At 72.2% G+C, this 14089-nt stretch carries 12 protein-coding genes; 6 read left to right on the top strand and 6 right to left on the bottom strand.

Features of this window, described 5'->3' with window-relative positions:
- The first annotated feature begins 79 nt into the window (after positions 1 to 79).
- The 3 genes from ACR68M_RS13265 (at position 80) to ACR68M_RS13255 (ending at position 2483) form a co-directional block, all read left to right on the top strand.
- Positions 80 to 928, top strand: coding sequence for an SDR family oxidoreductase (locus tag ACR68M_RS13265; protein WP_441250674.1), 849 nt, complete (start codon positions 80 to 82; stop codon positions 926 to 928).
- A 118-nt stretch (positions 929 to 1046) separates the two neighbouring features.
- Entirely contained in the window at positions 1047 to 1967 is a 921-nt protein-coding gene (rarD, locus tag ACR68M_RS13260) for an EamA family transporter RarD (protein WP_441250673.1), read from the top strand.
- Positions 1968 to 2093: 126 nt separating this feature from the next.
- The gene (locus tag ACR68M_RS13255) at positions 2094 to 2483 is read left to right on the top strand and encodes a hypothetical protein (RefSeq protein WP_441250672.1); all 390 of its coding nucleotides are present in this window, start codon (positions 2094 to 2096) and stop codon (positions 2481 to 2483) included.
- Between the two features lie 16 nt (positions 2484 to 2499).
- On the opposite strand, the gene ACR68M_RS13250 is transcribed toward ACR68M_RS13255, so the two are convergent.
- The 3 genes from ACR68M_RS13250 to ACR68M_RS13240 are packed head-to-tail and all read right to left on the bottom strand — an operon-like array spanning position 2500 to position 5631.
- Positions 2500 to 3426 (bottom strand): ABC transporter permease, encoded by a 927-nt coding sequence (locus ACR68M_RS13250; protein ID WP_441250671.1) that lies wholly within the window; start codon positions 3424 to 3426, stop codon positions 2500 to 2502.
- Complete coding sequence (locus tag ACR68M_RS13245; RefSeq protein WP_441250670.1) at positions 3413 to 4396, bottom strand: ABC transporter ATP-binding protein; 984 nt, start codon at positions 4394 to 4396, stop codon at positions 3413 to 3415. The genes ACR68M_RS13250 and ACR68M_RS13245 overlap by 14 nt, the downstream gene beginning before the upstream one ends.
- Entirely contained in the window at positions 4396 to 5631 is a 1236-nt protein-coding gene (locus ACR68M_RS13240) for a LolA family protein (RefSeq protein ID WP_441251604.1), read from the bottom strand. Before ACR68M_RS13240 ends, ACR68M_RS13245 begins: the two co-directional genes overlap by 1 nt.
- A 175-nt stretch (positions 5632 to 5806) precedes the next feature.
- On the opposite strand from ACR68M_RS13240, the gene ACR68M_RS13235 reads away from it, so the two are divergent.
- The gene (locus ACR68M_RS13235; RefSeq protein WP_441250669.1) at positions 5807 to 8389 is read left to right on the top strand and encodes a bifunctional FO biosynthesis protein CofGH; all 2583 of its coding nucleotides are present in this window, start codon (positions 5807 to 5809) and stop codon (positions 8387 to 8389) included.
- 104 nt (positions 8390 to 8493) lie between these two features.
- Entirely contained in the window at positions 8494 to 9600 is a 1107-nt protein-coding gene (locus ACR68M_RS13230) for an ADP-ribosylglycohydrolase family protein (protein ID WP_441250668.1), read from the top strand.
- Positions 9601 to 9683: 83 nt separating this feature from the next.
- On the opposite strand, the gene ACR68M_RS13225 is transcribed toward ACR68M_RS13230, so the two are convergent.
- The 3 genes from ACR68M_RS13225 to ACR68M_RS13215 form a co-directional block, all read right to left on the bottom strand.
- A complete protein-coding gene (locus ACR68M_RS13225; RefSeq protein ID WP_441250667.1) occupies positions 9684 to 9881 on the bottom strand; it encodes a DUF397 domain-containing protein in 198 nt (65 codons plus the stop codon).
- The gene (locus ACR68M_RS13220; RefSeq protein ID WP_441250666.1) at positions 9878 to 10735 is read right to left on the bottom strand and encodes a helix-turn-helix domain-containing protein; all 858 of its coding nucleotides are present in this window, start codon (positions 10733 to 10735) and stop codon (positions 9878 to 9880) included. Before ACR68M_RS13220 ends, ACR68M_RS13225 begins: the two co-directional genes overlap by 4 nt.
- Before the next feature lie 425 nt (positions 10736 to 11160).
- On the bottom strand, positions 11161 to 11892 hold the full coding sequence (locus tag ACR68M_RS13215) for a GOLPH3/VPS74 family protein (protein ID WP_441250665.1): 732 nt from the start codon (positions 11890 to 11892) through the stop codon (positions 11161 to 11163).
- 293 nt (positions 11893 to 12185) lie between these two features.
- On the opposite strand from ACR68M_RS13215, the gene ACR68M_RS13210 reads away from it, so the two are divergent.
- Positions 12186 to 14078: a D-alanyl-D-alanine carboxypeptidase family protein gene (locus tag ACR68M_RS13210; protein WP_441250664.1), complete on the top strand. Its 1893-nt coding sequence runs from the start codon at positions 12186 to 12188 to the stop codon at positions 14076 to 14078.
- Positions 14079 to 14089: the final 11 nt, after the last annotated feature.

The raw sequence follows: 14089 nt of genomic DNA, 5'->3' as shown, positions 1-14089 counted from the left end.
AGTGTGTACTTACGAAAGGTTAGTACCTCTCCTAGGGTGAGTGAGCGAAGGCAGGAACACAAGACCCCAGGGAGCAGCAATGATCGTCGTCACCGGTGCCACCGGACAGCTCGGCCGCCACGTCGTCGAGGGCCTGTTGGCCCGGACCCCCGCCGGCGAGATCGCCGTCGCCGTCCGCGATGCCGAGAAGGCCGCCGACTGGGCCGGGCTCGGGGTGAGTGTCCGGGTGGTCGACTACGACCGGCCCGAGACGCTGGCCGCCGCCTTCGGCGCGGGCGACAAGGTGCTGCTGATCTCCAGCAACGTGATCGGCAGCCGGACGCCGCAGCACCGCGCGGTCGTCGACGCCGCCAAGGCCGCCGGGGTCGCGCTGCTGGCGTACACGGGCATCCTGGGCGGCACCGAGTTCGGGCTCGCCGACGAGCACAAGGAGACGGAGGCCCTGATCCTCGCCTCCGGCCTGCCGTACGTCTTCCTCCGCAACGGCTGGTACACCGAGAACTACACCGCCCACGCGGCCGGCGCCGTCGAGCACGGCGAGGTCGTCGGCAGCAACCGCGGCGGCCGGGTCGCCACCGCCGCCCGCCGGGACTACGCGGACGCCGCCGTCGCGGTGCTCACGGGTGCGGGGCACGAGAACCGGGCGTACGAGCTGAGCGGCGACGTCGCGTGGAGCCTGGGCGAGTACGCCGCCGAGCTGTCGGCGCAGTCCGGCCGCCCGGTGGTGCACCGCGAGCTCACGGCGGCGGAGTACCACGCGGTGCTGGTCTCCACCGGGATGCCGGCGGGCTTCGCGGACGTCTTCGTGGACGTGGAGGCCGGGATCGAGCGCGGCGAGCTGGCCCGCACGACGGGTGACCTGGCCCGGCTGATCGGCCGCCCGACCACCCCGCTCGCCGACACGGTGAAGGCGGCCCTGGCCGCCTGACCCCCACCACGGTCATGACGCAGGCGTCATGACCAAAACGTGGATACGCAGATGACAGCCTGCCCCTCGCCCGCTACCGTCGGCACGACAGCGGCGCGCGCGAAGGGCAGGCCCATCGATGGTGGACGACGCACGGCGGGAGGCCGCCAAGGGCGCCTGGTACGGCGCCACGGCGTACGGCATATGGGGGCTCTTCCCGCTGTTCTGGCCGCTGCTCGCGCCCAGCGGTGCCACCGACATCCTGGCCAACCGGATGGCCTGGTCGCTGGTCGCCGTCGCCCTGATGCTCGCCGTCCAGCGGAAGTGGCAGTGGGTCAGGCCGCTGCTCGCCGAGCCGAGGCGGATCGCGCTCTGCGCCGCGGCGGCCGCACTCATCTCCGTCAACTGGGGCGTGTACATCTGGGCGGTGAACTCCGGGCACGTGGTCGACGCCAGCCTGGGGTACTTCATCAACCCGCTGGTGACCATCGGCTTCGGTGTCGTCGTCCTGCGGGAGCGGCTGCGTACCGCGCAGTGGACGGCCGTCGGCATCGGTGCCGCCGCCGTCGCGGTGCTCACCGTCGGCTACGGGCGGCCGCCGTGGATCGCGCTCACGCTCGCCCTCTCCTTCGCCACCTACGGGCTGCTCAAGAAGAAGGTCGGCCTCGGCGGGGCGGAGAGCTTCGCGGTGGAGAGCACCGTGCTCTTCCCCTTCGCGGTCGGGTACCTGGTGTACCTCGGTGCCACCGGCCGGGGCAGCTTCGGCGTGCACGGCTGGGGCCACTCCGGGCTGCTGATGCTCAGCGGGGTGATCACCGCGATACCGCTGCTCTGCTTCGGCGCGGCCGCCGTACGGGTGCCGCTGACCACGCTCGGGCTGCTCCAGTACCTGACGCCGGTGTTCCAGTTCCTGCTCGGCATCGTGGTCTTCCACGAGTCGATGCCGCCCGTCCGCTGGGCCGGCTTCGGTCTGGTCTGGGCCGCCCTGGTGGTGCTCAGCGCGGATGCCCTCCGCCAGCTCCGGCAGAGCCGGGAGGAGGCCCTCGCCCTCGCGGGCTGAGACAGGTGCTCGTGTGAAGAACTCGTTGCCGGATCTCCTCAACAACCCCCCTCTCCTGCTAACGTCCGGGGTGCCGTACCTACCCCGCTCGGCAGCCCTGCCGACGCGCCACAGGATGGGGTTGCGATGGTCCAGCTCACGGGGCATTTCGCCCGGCAGTTCCGCCGGGGTGTGCCCGGCCCGGCGTCTGCGGGCGAGGCCCTGCGGGTGCTCGCCGTGCGGCGGGAGATGGACGCGGCCGAGACCGGCGAGCTCCTGATCACCCCGGGGCGGGACAGCGCCCACCCGGCCCTGATCCAGTGGCAGCGGCACGGGCGCCCGGCGATCACCCTGAGCCGCCCGTACCGGTTGGACCGGGTCGAACTCAAGGGCTCCCACCGGGCTCGCCTGCACGGCCTGACCGCCGGGGTCCGGCTGGTCTGCCCCGACTGGTCACCGCTGTTCCTGATCGCCCCCGCCCAACTCCCCGTCCTGGCCTGCGCGGCGGCGACCTCCCGTACGGGCGCCCTCACCTAGACCAGGCCCGGCGGGCTCAGGAAGCCACGTCCCGGCTGCTGAAGCGGGCCCAGGCCGCCGAGCCGAAGACGGCGACGTAGACCGCCTGGAGGCCCAGGTTCTGCAGCACGTTGTCCCAGTGCATGGGCTGTCGCAGCAGGTCGGAGAAGCTCAGCCACTGGTGGGTGAAGAGGTACGGCTGGATCGCCGACAGCTGGGGGAAGCCGTCCAGGATCTGCACCGCGATCACCAGCCCGACGGTGCTGGCCATCGCGGCGATCCCACTGCCCGTCAGGGTCGAGATGAAGATCCCGATCGCCGCCAGGCCGGCCAGCGAGGCCGCCACCACACCCGCGATCAGCACGGCCCGGAGCAGTGCGTCGGTGAAGCTGATGGTGTCGCCGGAGAGCAGCGTCGCCTCGCCGAGCGGGAAGAGCGCCGCGCCCGTGGCGAGTGCGGCCAGCGCCACGGTGAGCGTCGCGGCCAGGCTGAAGACGAGGGCGGCCGCGAACTTCGCCGCGAGCAGCCTGGTCCGCCCGGCGGGGGCGACCAGCAGGTACCGCAGGGTGCCGGTGCTGGCCTCGCCGGCGATCGAGTCCCCGGCGACCACGCCGACCGTCATCGGGAGGAAGATCGGCAGCGCGAGGGCCAGGGCGGTGAAGACCAGGAAGAGCCCGTTCTGGGTGACCTGGGCGACGAACGCCGGGCCGCCGCCCCGCCCCGAGCCGTCGGTGTGCATGCGCACGATGATGCCGATCAGCACCGGCAGCGAAGCCAGGATGCCGAGCATCGCGATCGTCCGCGTCCGGCGGAAGGTCAGCGAGATCTCGCTGCGGAAGAGCGCCAGGAAGCCGCCCGCCGTGACACTCCGTACGACCGGCGCGTGTGCCTGCGCCGGTGCCTGTGTCCGTGCCTGCGTGTTCTCGTCTGCGGCCTGCGGCGCGGCCGGTTCAGCCAGCGACATCGAAACCCTCCCCGGTCAGCGCCACGAAGGCGTCCTCCAACGTGCCCCGCTCGACGCCGAAGCCGTGCACCCGCACCCCGGCCTCCACCAGCGCCGCGCAGAGCTTGGCCAGCGTTTCGCCGTCCAGCCCCTCCGACGGCCCGCCGACGCCGTCCACCCGGCCCTCGTCCTGCCGCAGGTCGGTGATCTGACGGGCGCCCAGCACCTCGGCGGCGAGCGCGGTGTCGGGCGTCCGGACTACCAGGCGGCCCTGGGCCCGCGCCGCCAGCTCGGCGACGGTGCCCTGCACCAGCAGGCGGCCCTTCGCCATCACGGCGGCGTGCGTGCAGACCTGCTCGATCTCGTCCAGCAGGTGCGAGGAGAGGAAGACCGTGGTGCCCTCGGCCGCGACCTCACGGATGAGGGAGCGGATCTCGCGCATGCCCTGCGGGTCGAGGCCGTTGGTCGGCTCGTCCAGCACCAGCAGCTCGCGCGGCTGGAGCAGGGCCGAGGCGAGCCCGAGCCGCTGCTTCATGCCCAGCGAGTAGGCGCGGGCCCGCTTGCCCGCCGCCGCCGTCAGGCCGACCCGCTCCAAGGCGTGGTCGATCCGGGCGGCCCGGGTGCGGGAGTCGGAGGTCGGGTCGGCGGCGTCGAAGCGGGCCAGGTTGGCCCGCCCGGAGAGGTGCCCGTACAGGGCCGGGCCCTCGATGAGCGCTCCCACCCGGGGCAGCACCGAGCCCGCCGACTGCGGCATCGGTACACCGAGCACGGCCGCCGTCCCGGAGGAGGGCGCGATGAGACCCATCAGCATCCGGATGGTGGTGGTCTTGCCGGAGCCGTTCGGCCCGAGGAAGCCGAAGACACTGCCTCGGGGCACCGTCAGGTCCAGCCCGTCCACGGCGAGCTGGCCGCCGCGGAAGCGCTTGGTCAGCCCGCTGGTGCGGATCACGTCGTCCGAGGCCGTGCCGCCTCGGGTGGGAGCGCTCGTCACTACTTCACCCCGGCGGCGCTCTGCAGCACCGGGAGGGTCACGGCGCCGGCGAAGTACCGGCCGTCGTCGGTGAGCAGGACGTTGAGGGCCTTGGTGCTGATCAGCGAGCCGCCCTTGACCGGCTTGCCGAGCGTCTTGAGCATCGCCGAGGCGTCGCGCGGCATGCCCTTCTGCTGGGCGTCGGCCGGCTTGCCGGCCGGCAGCTTGCCGCTGACCACGGTGAGCCAGCCGTTGTCGTTCACGGCCGGTGCGACCCCGGCGGCGCCCGCCTTCGGGGCGCTCTTCGGGTCGGCCTTCGGGTCGGCCTTCGCGTCGGTCTTCGCGTCGGCCTTCGGCTCGGTGACGCGGGCGCCCTTCGGCACGGTGAACTGGAAGGTCTTCGCGTCGGGCTTGGCGAACGAGACCGAGCTGAAGTGGGTGTCCAGGATCGTGCTGCCGCTCTCGGACTTCACGACCACCGCGAGCGGCACGCCGTTGTCCGCGTCCACCGAGATCCGGATGTCGCCGATGGTGGAGCCGCTCTGCTTGGGCTTCACGCTCAGCTGGTAGGCCTTCTGTCCGGCGACGGTCGCGGTGCCGTCCACCGTGACGGAGGTGGTGGCCGCGCTCTGCGTCAGGAACTGCTTGGCCAGCTCCTGCGGCGTCGTCGGCACGCCCTTCGGCAGGACGCCCTTCGGCAGCGCCGCCTCCGGGTGCTTGCCGCCGGCCTGCTGCGGGCTCGTCAGGTGGTACACCTCGTTGCTGGCGCTGTCCCAGGCCCAGAGCTGGTCACCGTTGTGGATCAGCTCGTAGCCGGAGAGCCTGTCGACCACGCCGATGCGCTGCCGGTCCGGCCCGTCCGCCGCGACCTGGAAGGTGTGGTCACCGCCCAGCATCTGCATGATCTGGCCCTTGGGGTCGGCCCGGGTCTCGTTCTTGCCGCCGCTGCCGCCGCTGTGGGCGAGCATGCCGTTCGCCGCGCCCAGCAGCTGCGTCGGTACGCCCAGGTCGACCGAGAGCTGCACGGTGCCGGACAGCGCCTGCACGTCCGATCCGAGCGTCTTCGCCACCACCTGGTCCGCCGTCAGCGAGGGCAGGCTGGGCCCCGAGTCGCTGGCCAGTGCGGGCACCAGCCCGATGCCCGCTGCCGCGATCGCGGCCACCGCGACCGGCACCAGCACCCGGGCCGCCTTGCGCCTACCGGACCGGTACGGCACGCCGTTCTCCACCATGACGTTCAACCCCTCCGTCGTCACTGCTGTCAACTTTCCTGCTCCTCCATTGAAGTCCCTCACCCCGGCCCGGGGCATCGTCCTGAGGAGGCAATCGCTGTACACCCCTCGGTGCAAGTGACCCTGAGTCCGTCTCAGGGTCGGTGTACACCCAGGGGACGAACGCGGTCGGGGGAGGGCGGTCGCGTAGGGTCGGCCCATGGCTACGGACACCCCCTCTCCCTCCGCCTCCTCCGTGCGGCGGGCGTTGCACCGTGCACGGAGTGGCGTCGCACTGGACCTCGCCGAGGCGGCGGTGTTGCTGCAGGTCGGAGGCGATGACCTGAGGGAGCTGTGCGCGAGCGCGGCGCGGGTGCGGGACGCGGGTCTGGAGGCCGCGGGGCGGCCGGGCGTGATCACGTACTCGAAGAGCGTGTTCATCCCGCTCACCCGGCTCTGCCGGGACAAGTGCCACTACTGCACCTTCGTCACCGTGCCGGGGAAGCTCCGCAAGGCGGGGCAGGGGATGTTCCTGTCGCCGGACGAGGTGCTGGAGATCGCCCGCCGGGGTGCGGAGTTGGGATGCAAGGAGGCGCTCTTCACGCTGGGCGACCGGCCGGAGGACCGCTGGCCCGAGGCCCGGGAGTGGCTCGACGCGCACGGCTACGACGACACCCAGTCCTACCTGCGGGCGATGTCGATCCGCGTGCTGGAGGAGACCGGGCTGCTGCCGCACCTGAACCCCGGCGTGGTGAGCTGGCAGGAGTTCCAGCGGCTGAAGCCCGTCGCGGCGTCGATGGGGATGATGCTGGAGACCACCGCGACCCGGCTCTGGTCGGAGCCCGGCGGCCCGCACTTCGGCTCGCCGGACAAGGAGCCGGCCGTCCGGCTGCGGGTGCTGGAGGACGCCGGGCGCAGCTCGGTGCCGTTCACCACGGGCCTGCTGATCGGCATCGGTGAGACGTACGAGGAGCGGGCGGAGGCGCTGTTCGCGATCCGCCGGGTCGCCCGGCAGTACCACGGCATCCAGGAGCTGATCGTCCAGAACTTCCGGGCCAAGCCGGACACGGCGATGCGGGCCCGGCCGGATGCCGAGCTGGCGGAGCTGGCCGCCGTGATCGCCGTCGCCCGGCTGGTGCTCGGGCCGTCCGCGCGCATCCAGGCGCCGCCGAACCTGGTCGACTCGGAGTACGAGCTGATCATCGGCGCGGGCATCGACGACTGGGGTGGGGTCTCCCCGGTGACGCCGGACCACGTCAACCCCGAGCGCCCCTGGCCCCGGATCGAGGAGCTGGCCGCCCGCAGCGCCGAGCAGGGCTTCGAGCTGCGCGAGCGCCTCGCCGTCCACCCGGAGTACGTGCTGCGCGGCGAACCCTGGCTGGACCCGCGCATCCTGCCGCATGTCCAGGCGCTGGCCGACCCGGCGACGGGCCTGGCCCGGGACGTCCGGCCGTCCGGCCTGCCGTGGCAGGAGCCGGAGGATCTGCCCGCCGCCTCCGGCCGCACCGACCTGCACCGCACCATCGACACCGAGGGCCGCACCGGCGACCGCCGCGACGACTTCGACGAGGTGTACGGGGACTGGGAGGTGCTGCGGGAGCAGGTCGCGGCCGGGGTCGGGGCCGGGGCCGTGGAGCGGCTCACGGGTGACGTGCGGGAGGCTCTGGCGGTGGCCGCCGACGACCCGGTGAAGCTGACGGACGACCAGGCGCTGGCACTGTTCCACGCCGAGGGCCCGGCGCTGGACGCGCTCTGCCGGATCGCCGACGACGTGCGCCGCGACGCGGTCGGCGACACCGTCACGTACTGCGTCACGCGGAACATCAACTTCACCAACGTCTGCTACACCGGCTGCCGCTTCTGCGCGTTCGCGCAGCGGCGCACCGACGCCGACGCCTACACGCTCTCGCTCTCCCAGGTCGCGGACCGGGCCGAGCAGGCCTGGGAGGTGGGGGCGACCGAGGTCTGCATGCAGGGCGGCATCCACCCGGATCTGCCCGGCACGGCGTACTTCGACATCGCCCGCGCGGTGAAGCAGCGGGTGCCGGGCATGCACGTGCACGCCTTCTCGCCGATGGAGGTGGTCAACGGCGCGACCCGCACCGGGCTCTCGATCCGCGACTGGCTCCAGCAGGCGAAGGAGGCCGGGCTCGACTCCATCCCCGGTACGGCCGCCGAGATCCTCGACGACGACATCCGCTGGGTGCTGACGAAGGGCAAGCTCCCGGCCGCGACCTGGGTCGAGGTCGTCAGCACTGCCCACGAGCTGGGCATCCGCTCCTCCTCCACGATGATGTACGGCCACGTCGACACCCCGGCGCACTGGCTCGCGCACCTGCGGCTGCTGGCCGGCATCCAGCAGCGGACTGGCGGCTTCACGGAGTTCGTGACGCTGCCGTTCATCCACACCAACGCGCCGGTCTACCTCGCCGGGATCGCCCGTCCGGGCCCGACCACGAGGGACAACCGGGCAGTCGTCGCGATGGCCCGGCTGCTGCTGCACACCCACATCCCCAACATCCAGACCAGCTGGGTGAAGCTCGGCGCGGAGGGCGCCGCCGAGATGCTCCGCTCGGGGGCCAACGACCTGGGCGGCACGCTGATGGAGGAGACCATCTCGCGGATGGCCGGTTCGGCGTACGGGAGTTACCAGTCCGTCCGGCAGCTGGAGGCCATCGCCGAGGCCGCCGGGCGCCCGCACCGCCAGCGGACCACCACCTACGGCGAGGTCCCCGCCGACCGCCGGGCCGTCGCGCTGGCCTCCGACGGGCACCTCCCGGAGCTGCTGCCGGTGCTCGACTAGCGGGAGGGCCGGGCCTGCCGTCCCGGGGAGCACTTCGAATACAGTGCGGATGCCCGCGCAGATAATCAGCTCCCCGTAGCAGGACGAAAGGTGCCGAACCGGTGATGCCACTGTGGTCACGCGCGCAGCAGCAGGACTTCCGGAGCCGGGTGCGGGGCTGTCTGCTCGGCGGGGCGATAGGTGACGCGCTCGGTGCGGGCGTCGAGTTCGAGTCGCTGGAGAAGATCCGCGCGGCGCACGGCCCGGAGGGCGTGACGGGGTACATACCCGCGTACGGCCGCCGGGGCGCCGTCACCGACGACACCCAGATGGTGCTCTTCACCGTCGACGGCCTGATCCGGGCGCACATCCGCCGCGACAGCGGCAGTTGGCACCCGCCGACCGACGTGCACCGGGCCTACCTGCGCTGGGCGGCGACCCAGCAGGACTGGGGGCCGGACGAGCGCCGCAAGGACCTCGGCTGGCTCGGCCGCGAGGAGTGGCTCTACGCCCAGCGGGCGCCCGGCCAGGCCTGCCTGTCCGGCCTCACCGGGCCGGACGCCGAGCGGCTCGGCACCCTGGACGAGCCCCGCAACCCGCACTCCAAGGGCTGCGGCACGGTGATGCGGGCGGCGCCGTTCGGGCTGCTGACCGCCTGGGAGCCCACACTCGTCTTCCAACTGGCCGTCGAGTGCTCGGTGCTGACCCACGGACACCCGACGGGCTACCTGTCGGCGGGCGCCCTCGCGGTGATCGTCCACACGGTCGCCCGGGGCGGCACCCTGGAGGAGGGCGTGCACCTGGCTCTGGCGCTGCTCTCCGAGCGCCCGGCGCACGAGGAGACCACCGCGGCGCTGCGGGCCGCCCTGGACGCCGTCCGGGCCGGGGAGCCGTCCGCCGAGCGGGTCGAGGCGCTCGGCGAGGGCTGGGTCGCCGAGGAGGCGCTCTCGATCGGCCTCTACTGCGCGCTGGTCGCCCACGACGTCACCTCGGGCCTGCTGCTGGCCGTCAACCACTCCGGCGACAGCGACTCGACCGGCGCGATCTGCGGCAACCTGCTCGGCGCCCTGCACGGCGAGACCGCCCTCCCGCCGGCCCTGCTGGCCGAACTCGAAGGCCGCGCCACCGTGTTGGAGCTGGCCGACGACCTCGCCCTGGAGCTGCTGCACGGCCCCGAACTGCACGGCGCGGGGGCTCCCACCGGCTGGAACGAGCGCTACCCGGTCTGCTGAGCCGCCCGGAGCCGTTGCCACCGGACATGGCGGTGCCCGCCGTACGGGGGGCGGCGGGCACCGGTCACACACGGGGGAGCGGTTCAGATCGTGCCGAAGACACCGGATCCGGCGGCGGTCGCGAAGGCGGCCCAGGCCTCCTTGGAGAAGTGCAGCTGGGGGCCCCCGGGGTTCTTGGAGTCACGGACGGCGACGGTGGCGGTGCTCGGGAGGGCGATCTCGACGCAGTTGCCGTTGGGGCCGCTGTAGGTGCTCTTGCGCCAGGTCAGGTTGCTGGTCATTTCGTGAACCTCTCGACATAGGTGTTCATCAGTGCGCGGGTGTCCGCGACGCTGTGCGCGGCCGCTCGCAGGTGGTCGTACATATGGGTATAGCGGCGGACGTCGGCCTCCTTCTCGAGGTAGAGGTCGCTCGTCACCCCTTCGAAGTAGACAACCGTGGAATCCGCTGACTCGGGGAACTCCATCAGGGAGAATGTCCCGGTCATGCCGGGGTGCGCCCCGTGCGTGAACGGAATGACCTGGAGGTTGATGTTGGGCCGCTCGCCGAGCTCCAGCAGTTGGTAGAGCTGATCGGCCATCACCTGCGGCCCGCCCACCTCCCGCATCAGCACGGCCTCGTCTATGACGACCCAGAAGCTGGCCAGCGGGTTCTCGCCGTAGATCCGGCTCTGCCGCTTCAACCGGACGTCCACCCGGCGTCTGACCGCCGCGGCGTCGTAGTCCGGGGAGCTCCCCGCGACGACGGCCTCGGCGTAACTGCGGGTCTGCAGCAGGCCGGGGACGTAACTGGTCTCGTAGGCCCGGATCGAGGAGGCCTCGGCCTCCAGCCCGATGTAGACGCTGTACGGGATGTCGCCGAACTCGTGCCACCAGCCGCGCTGCCGGGACTCCCGGGCCATCTCCATCAGCCCGGCCCGCACCCGGTCGTCGCCGACCTCGTAGACGTCGCAGAGGTCGCGCACGTCGCGCTGGCTGATGCTGCGTCGGCCGTTCTCCAGCCGGCTGATCTTCGACTGGGAGACCATCAGGCGCCCGGCGACCTCCTCGGCGGTCATCCCCCTCAGCTCACGCAGACGCCGCAGTTCGGCACCGAGACGGCGTCGACGCACTGTCGGATTGATGCTGGCGGACACATCGACCTCCGGCCGGACCTCTGGCACGCCGAGGAGCGGCGTGCCTCGGAAGAGTGTGGAAATTGGTACCAACCCCCCTGACTTGGAGCAGCATGTCATCTCGGCTCTGGTCGGCGCCGGGGAATCGGCCCAGGAAGGTAGAACAGATCGTCGGAAAATCACTCAAATGCGACGACGCTGGTTGCGCCCGACCCCCTGGAACCGATAAAGGGCCGACTGCGTCCCCCTGGGTGTGACCGACCCCCACGACACCCGCGCTGCCTCCCCGGCGCCGGATCCGGGGACGACAGCGGGGCAGCCCGTCCCGGCACCGGTGTGCCGGGCGAACCGCCCCGAAGTGCTGTACCGCCGTGTGCCCTGCCGCCGTGCTGCGGCGCCTGGCTCACTCCACTGCTCACTCCGCTGCGGAGATCACGCCGTGGAGGTCACCTGGCACCGACGTGGGTGGCCACTCCTCGGCCGCCCACGGCCGCCCTGGCAGGGACGGCAGGACGGCTGCCCGCCGCGCCGGGCTGGGTACGGCTCTGCTGCGCCGGAAGGCCGTTCTGCACGTCCATCACGGCGTGCGCGACCATCCCGCCGAGCGGGTCGTACCGGATCAGGTCACGCAGCCTGGACCGCGAGGACCTGCCCTCGTTGCCCGGGTAGAGGTGCTTGCCCAGGCCGACGGAGTGCGCCAGCGCGGCCAGCGCGGCCGTCCGGGGGTCCGGCGGCACACCGGTCCGGATGGCGGTGTCCAGCCGCTGTTTGATGGCGGCGTTGGTGCAGTCGTCCGATGCCTGATAGCGCATCGTCGGCAGCACCCCGCACACCTGGCCCGGCACAGCCGTGACCATGCCGCACCGCTCCAGGTGCGCCAGGTACGTCTGCCGAAGCCCCAGTCGGGGCCCGCCGATCCAGTGCGCGGCTCGCACCGGGCTGCCACGACGGCGCAGCAGCTCCAGTGCATGGTCCAGGGTCGGATCACCGGTCGGCCGTGGCAGCACCACGGCGATCCGGTCTCCGTCCGGGACGATTCGTCCGGCCAGGGACAGCTCGACGAGCTGTGCCCCGGCGAGTCCGAGGTCGAGGGTCTGCGGCTGCGCTGTGGTGCCCGTGGTCGGGTCCAGAGCGAGCAGCAGGAGTTCCTCGGGAATTGTTCTGCGGCTCTTGCCCATCCAAGCCTCCCCGCGTGGATGGAAGACAGAGTGACGCCTCTCACAGCGGCTTGTCGAGTACGCCTCCGAATCGTGACCTTGGCACGACAGGGCGGAACCGCGCCCAGCAGGCCCGGCGTCCCTGACTTCGAACAGTCGTGGACGCGTCCGGCCGGGAGAATAACGGCCGGTCGGGCGGGGTGTGGCCGCCGGAACGGCCGCCGGTGGCGGAGACTGTACAGCTACGGATGTGCGGCGGGAAGCCGTACGAAATGAGGTCGGCCCGGCATGGGCGGACGAGGAGGATGGGTTACGTGGGCGAGTCCCCGGACAGTGTGCGGCGCGACGCGGAAGCGGAGGCGGTGGCGCCCGAGGCACCGGCCGAGCGGCCCGCTACCGGGGAGGGGAGGAGCAGCTCGACGGTGACCCTGCGGGTCCGCGATGTGGACACCGACACCACCATGCTGCGGATGCCGGTGGACAACGCGACCACCGCCCTGCGGCTCCCGTCCGAGGTCAAGCACATCGAGCGGGCCCCGGAGCCTGAGACCGAGCCCGAGCCCGAGACCGAGCCCGCCGAGCCGGCGGCGACGGTCGACCCGCGTCTCGCCATCCGGGACAAGCAGGAGAAGCCGGCGGCGGCCTCTGCGGCCGTTGTGACTGCCGATGCGGAGGAGGCCCCTGAGGCGGAGGAGAGCCCTGAGGCAGCCACCGAGCCCTCGGCGGGCACCGTCGCCTCGGCGGGCACTGTCCCCGAGCCCCCGGCCGAGCCGGAGCCCACTCCTGAGCCGGAGCCCGAACCCGCTCCTGAGCCCGAACCCGAGCCTGTTCCGGTCCCGACCCCCGTCCCGCCTCGGCCGCCGCTCCCCGCCCCGGTGCCGCTCCCCGTACCGGACCCCGCGCCGCTGCCCGTGCCCGCCCCGCTGCCCGCGCCCGAGACCACCTCCGAGGCGATGGAGGTGCTCGCCGCGCTCAGCGCCCGGCCGGTCTCCCCGTTCCGCCGTGGACTCAAGCGGTTCACCATCTGGACGGTCTTCCTCGGCTTCGTGCTCGGCATCGCGGTCGCCGGCCAGCTGCTGCGCCCGCTGCCCGCCCCGCAGGGCAAGCTCTCGCTGGCGGGCTCCTTCACCTTCACCGGCGACCAGCTCGCCCTGCCGTGGCCCGCCAAGGGCCAGGCCGCCGCCGAGGTGGTCGGGGTCGGCAGCCTGGGCAGCTCCGGCCAGGAGACGCCCGCGCCGATCGCCAGCGTCACCAAGGTCATGAACGCCGTGCTGATCCTCCAGGACCACCCGCTCAAGAAGGGCGAGAGCGGCCCGAAGATCACCGTCGACAAGCAGGCCGCCCAGGAGTCCAGCGACGCCGACCAGTCCCGCGTCACCCTCACCGAGGGCCAGCAGCTCACCCAGTACGACGCGCTGGAGATGCTGATGCTGCCGTCGGCCAACAACGTCGCCCGGCTGCTCGCCCGCTGGGACGCGGGCACCGAGGACGCCTTCGTCCAGAAGATGAACGACCAGGCGGCCAAGCTCGGCATGACCAACACCAAGTACGCCGACCCGGCGGGCTACAGCAACGACACCAAGAGCACCGCCAAGGACCAGCTCAAGCTGGCCGAGCTGGCGATGCAGGGGGAGATCTTCCGGCAGATCGTCGCCACCCCCGACACCACCTTCAACGGCCAGCGGGTCTACAACACCAACGCCCTGCTCTCCGCGAAGAACGGCGTCATCGGCGTCAAGACCGGCTCCTCCACCCCGGCCGGCTCCTGCCTGATGTGGGCCGCCGTCAAGGACATCGGCGGCACGAAGCGGATGATCCTCGGCGTCACCCTGGGCCAGCCCGCGACCAGCACCGACAACATCCTGAAGGCCGCCCAGACCGTCAGCCAGAAGATCATCACGGCCTCCCAGGCCGGCCTCACCGGTCAGACCCTGGCCAAGCAGGGCCAGGTCGTCGGGTACGTCGACGACGGCCTCGGCGGCAAGGTCCCGGTCGTCGCCGCCAAGGACCTGACGGTCGCCGGCTGGTCGGGCATCACCGCCAAGGTCACCCTCGACAAGGCCGCACTCGGCCACACCGCCAAGGCCGGCACTCAGGTCGGCACCATCAGCGCGGGCGAGGGCGACGGCCGTACCGAGGTCCCCGTCACCCTGCAGGGCGACCTCGCCCCGCCGTCCATCATGTCCCGCCTGCTGCGCATCCTCTGACGGTCAGTTGG

Origin of the sequence: Kitasatospora sp. McL0602, from assembly GCF_052076145.1 — a bacterium.
In the GTDB taxonomy this organism is placed as follows: Bacteria; Actinomycetota; Actinomycetes; order Streptomycetales; family Streptomycetaceae; genus Kitasatospora.
The sequence above is the reverse complement of the archived record's forward strand: the minus strand, read 5'-3'. Positions and strand labels throughout refer to the sequence as shown.

Bases quoted from the DNA above. Each gene is read 5' to 3' on its own strand.
- ACR68M_RS13235 (WP_441250669.1), top strand. From the start codon at position 5,807: ATGGCTACGGACACCCCCTCTCCCTCCGCCTCCTCCGTGCGGCGGGCG.
- rarD (WP_441250673.1), top strand. From the start codon at position 1,047: ATGGTGGACGACGCACGGCGGGAGGCCGCCAAGGGCGCCTGGTACGGC.
- ACR68M_RS13265 (WP_441250674.1), top strand. From the start codon at position 80: ATGATCGTCGTCACCGGTGCCACCGGACAGCTCGGCCGCCACGTCGTC.
- ACR68M_RS13250 (WP_441250671.1), bottom strand. From the start codon at position 3,426: ATGTCGCTGGCTGAACCGGCCGCGCCGCAGGCCGCAGACGAGAACACG.
- ACR68M_RS13225 (WP_441250667.1), bottom strand. From the start codon at position 9,881: ATGACCAGCAACCTGACCTGGCGCAAGAGCACCTACAGCGGCCCCAAC.
- ACR68M_RS13230 (WP_441250668.1), top strand. From the start codon at position 8,494: ATGCCACTGTGGTCACGCGCGCAGCAGCAGGACTTCCGGAGCCGGGTG.
- ACR68M_RS13255 (WP_441250672.1), top strand. From the start codon at position 2,094: ATGGTCCAGCTCACGGGGCATTTCGCCCGGCAGTTCCGCCGGGGTGTG.
- ACR68M_RS13215 (WP_441250665.1), bottom strand. From the start codon at position 11,892: ATGGGCAAGAGCCGCAGAACAATTCCCGAGGAACTCCTGCTGCTCGCT.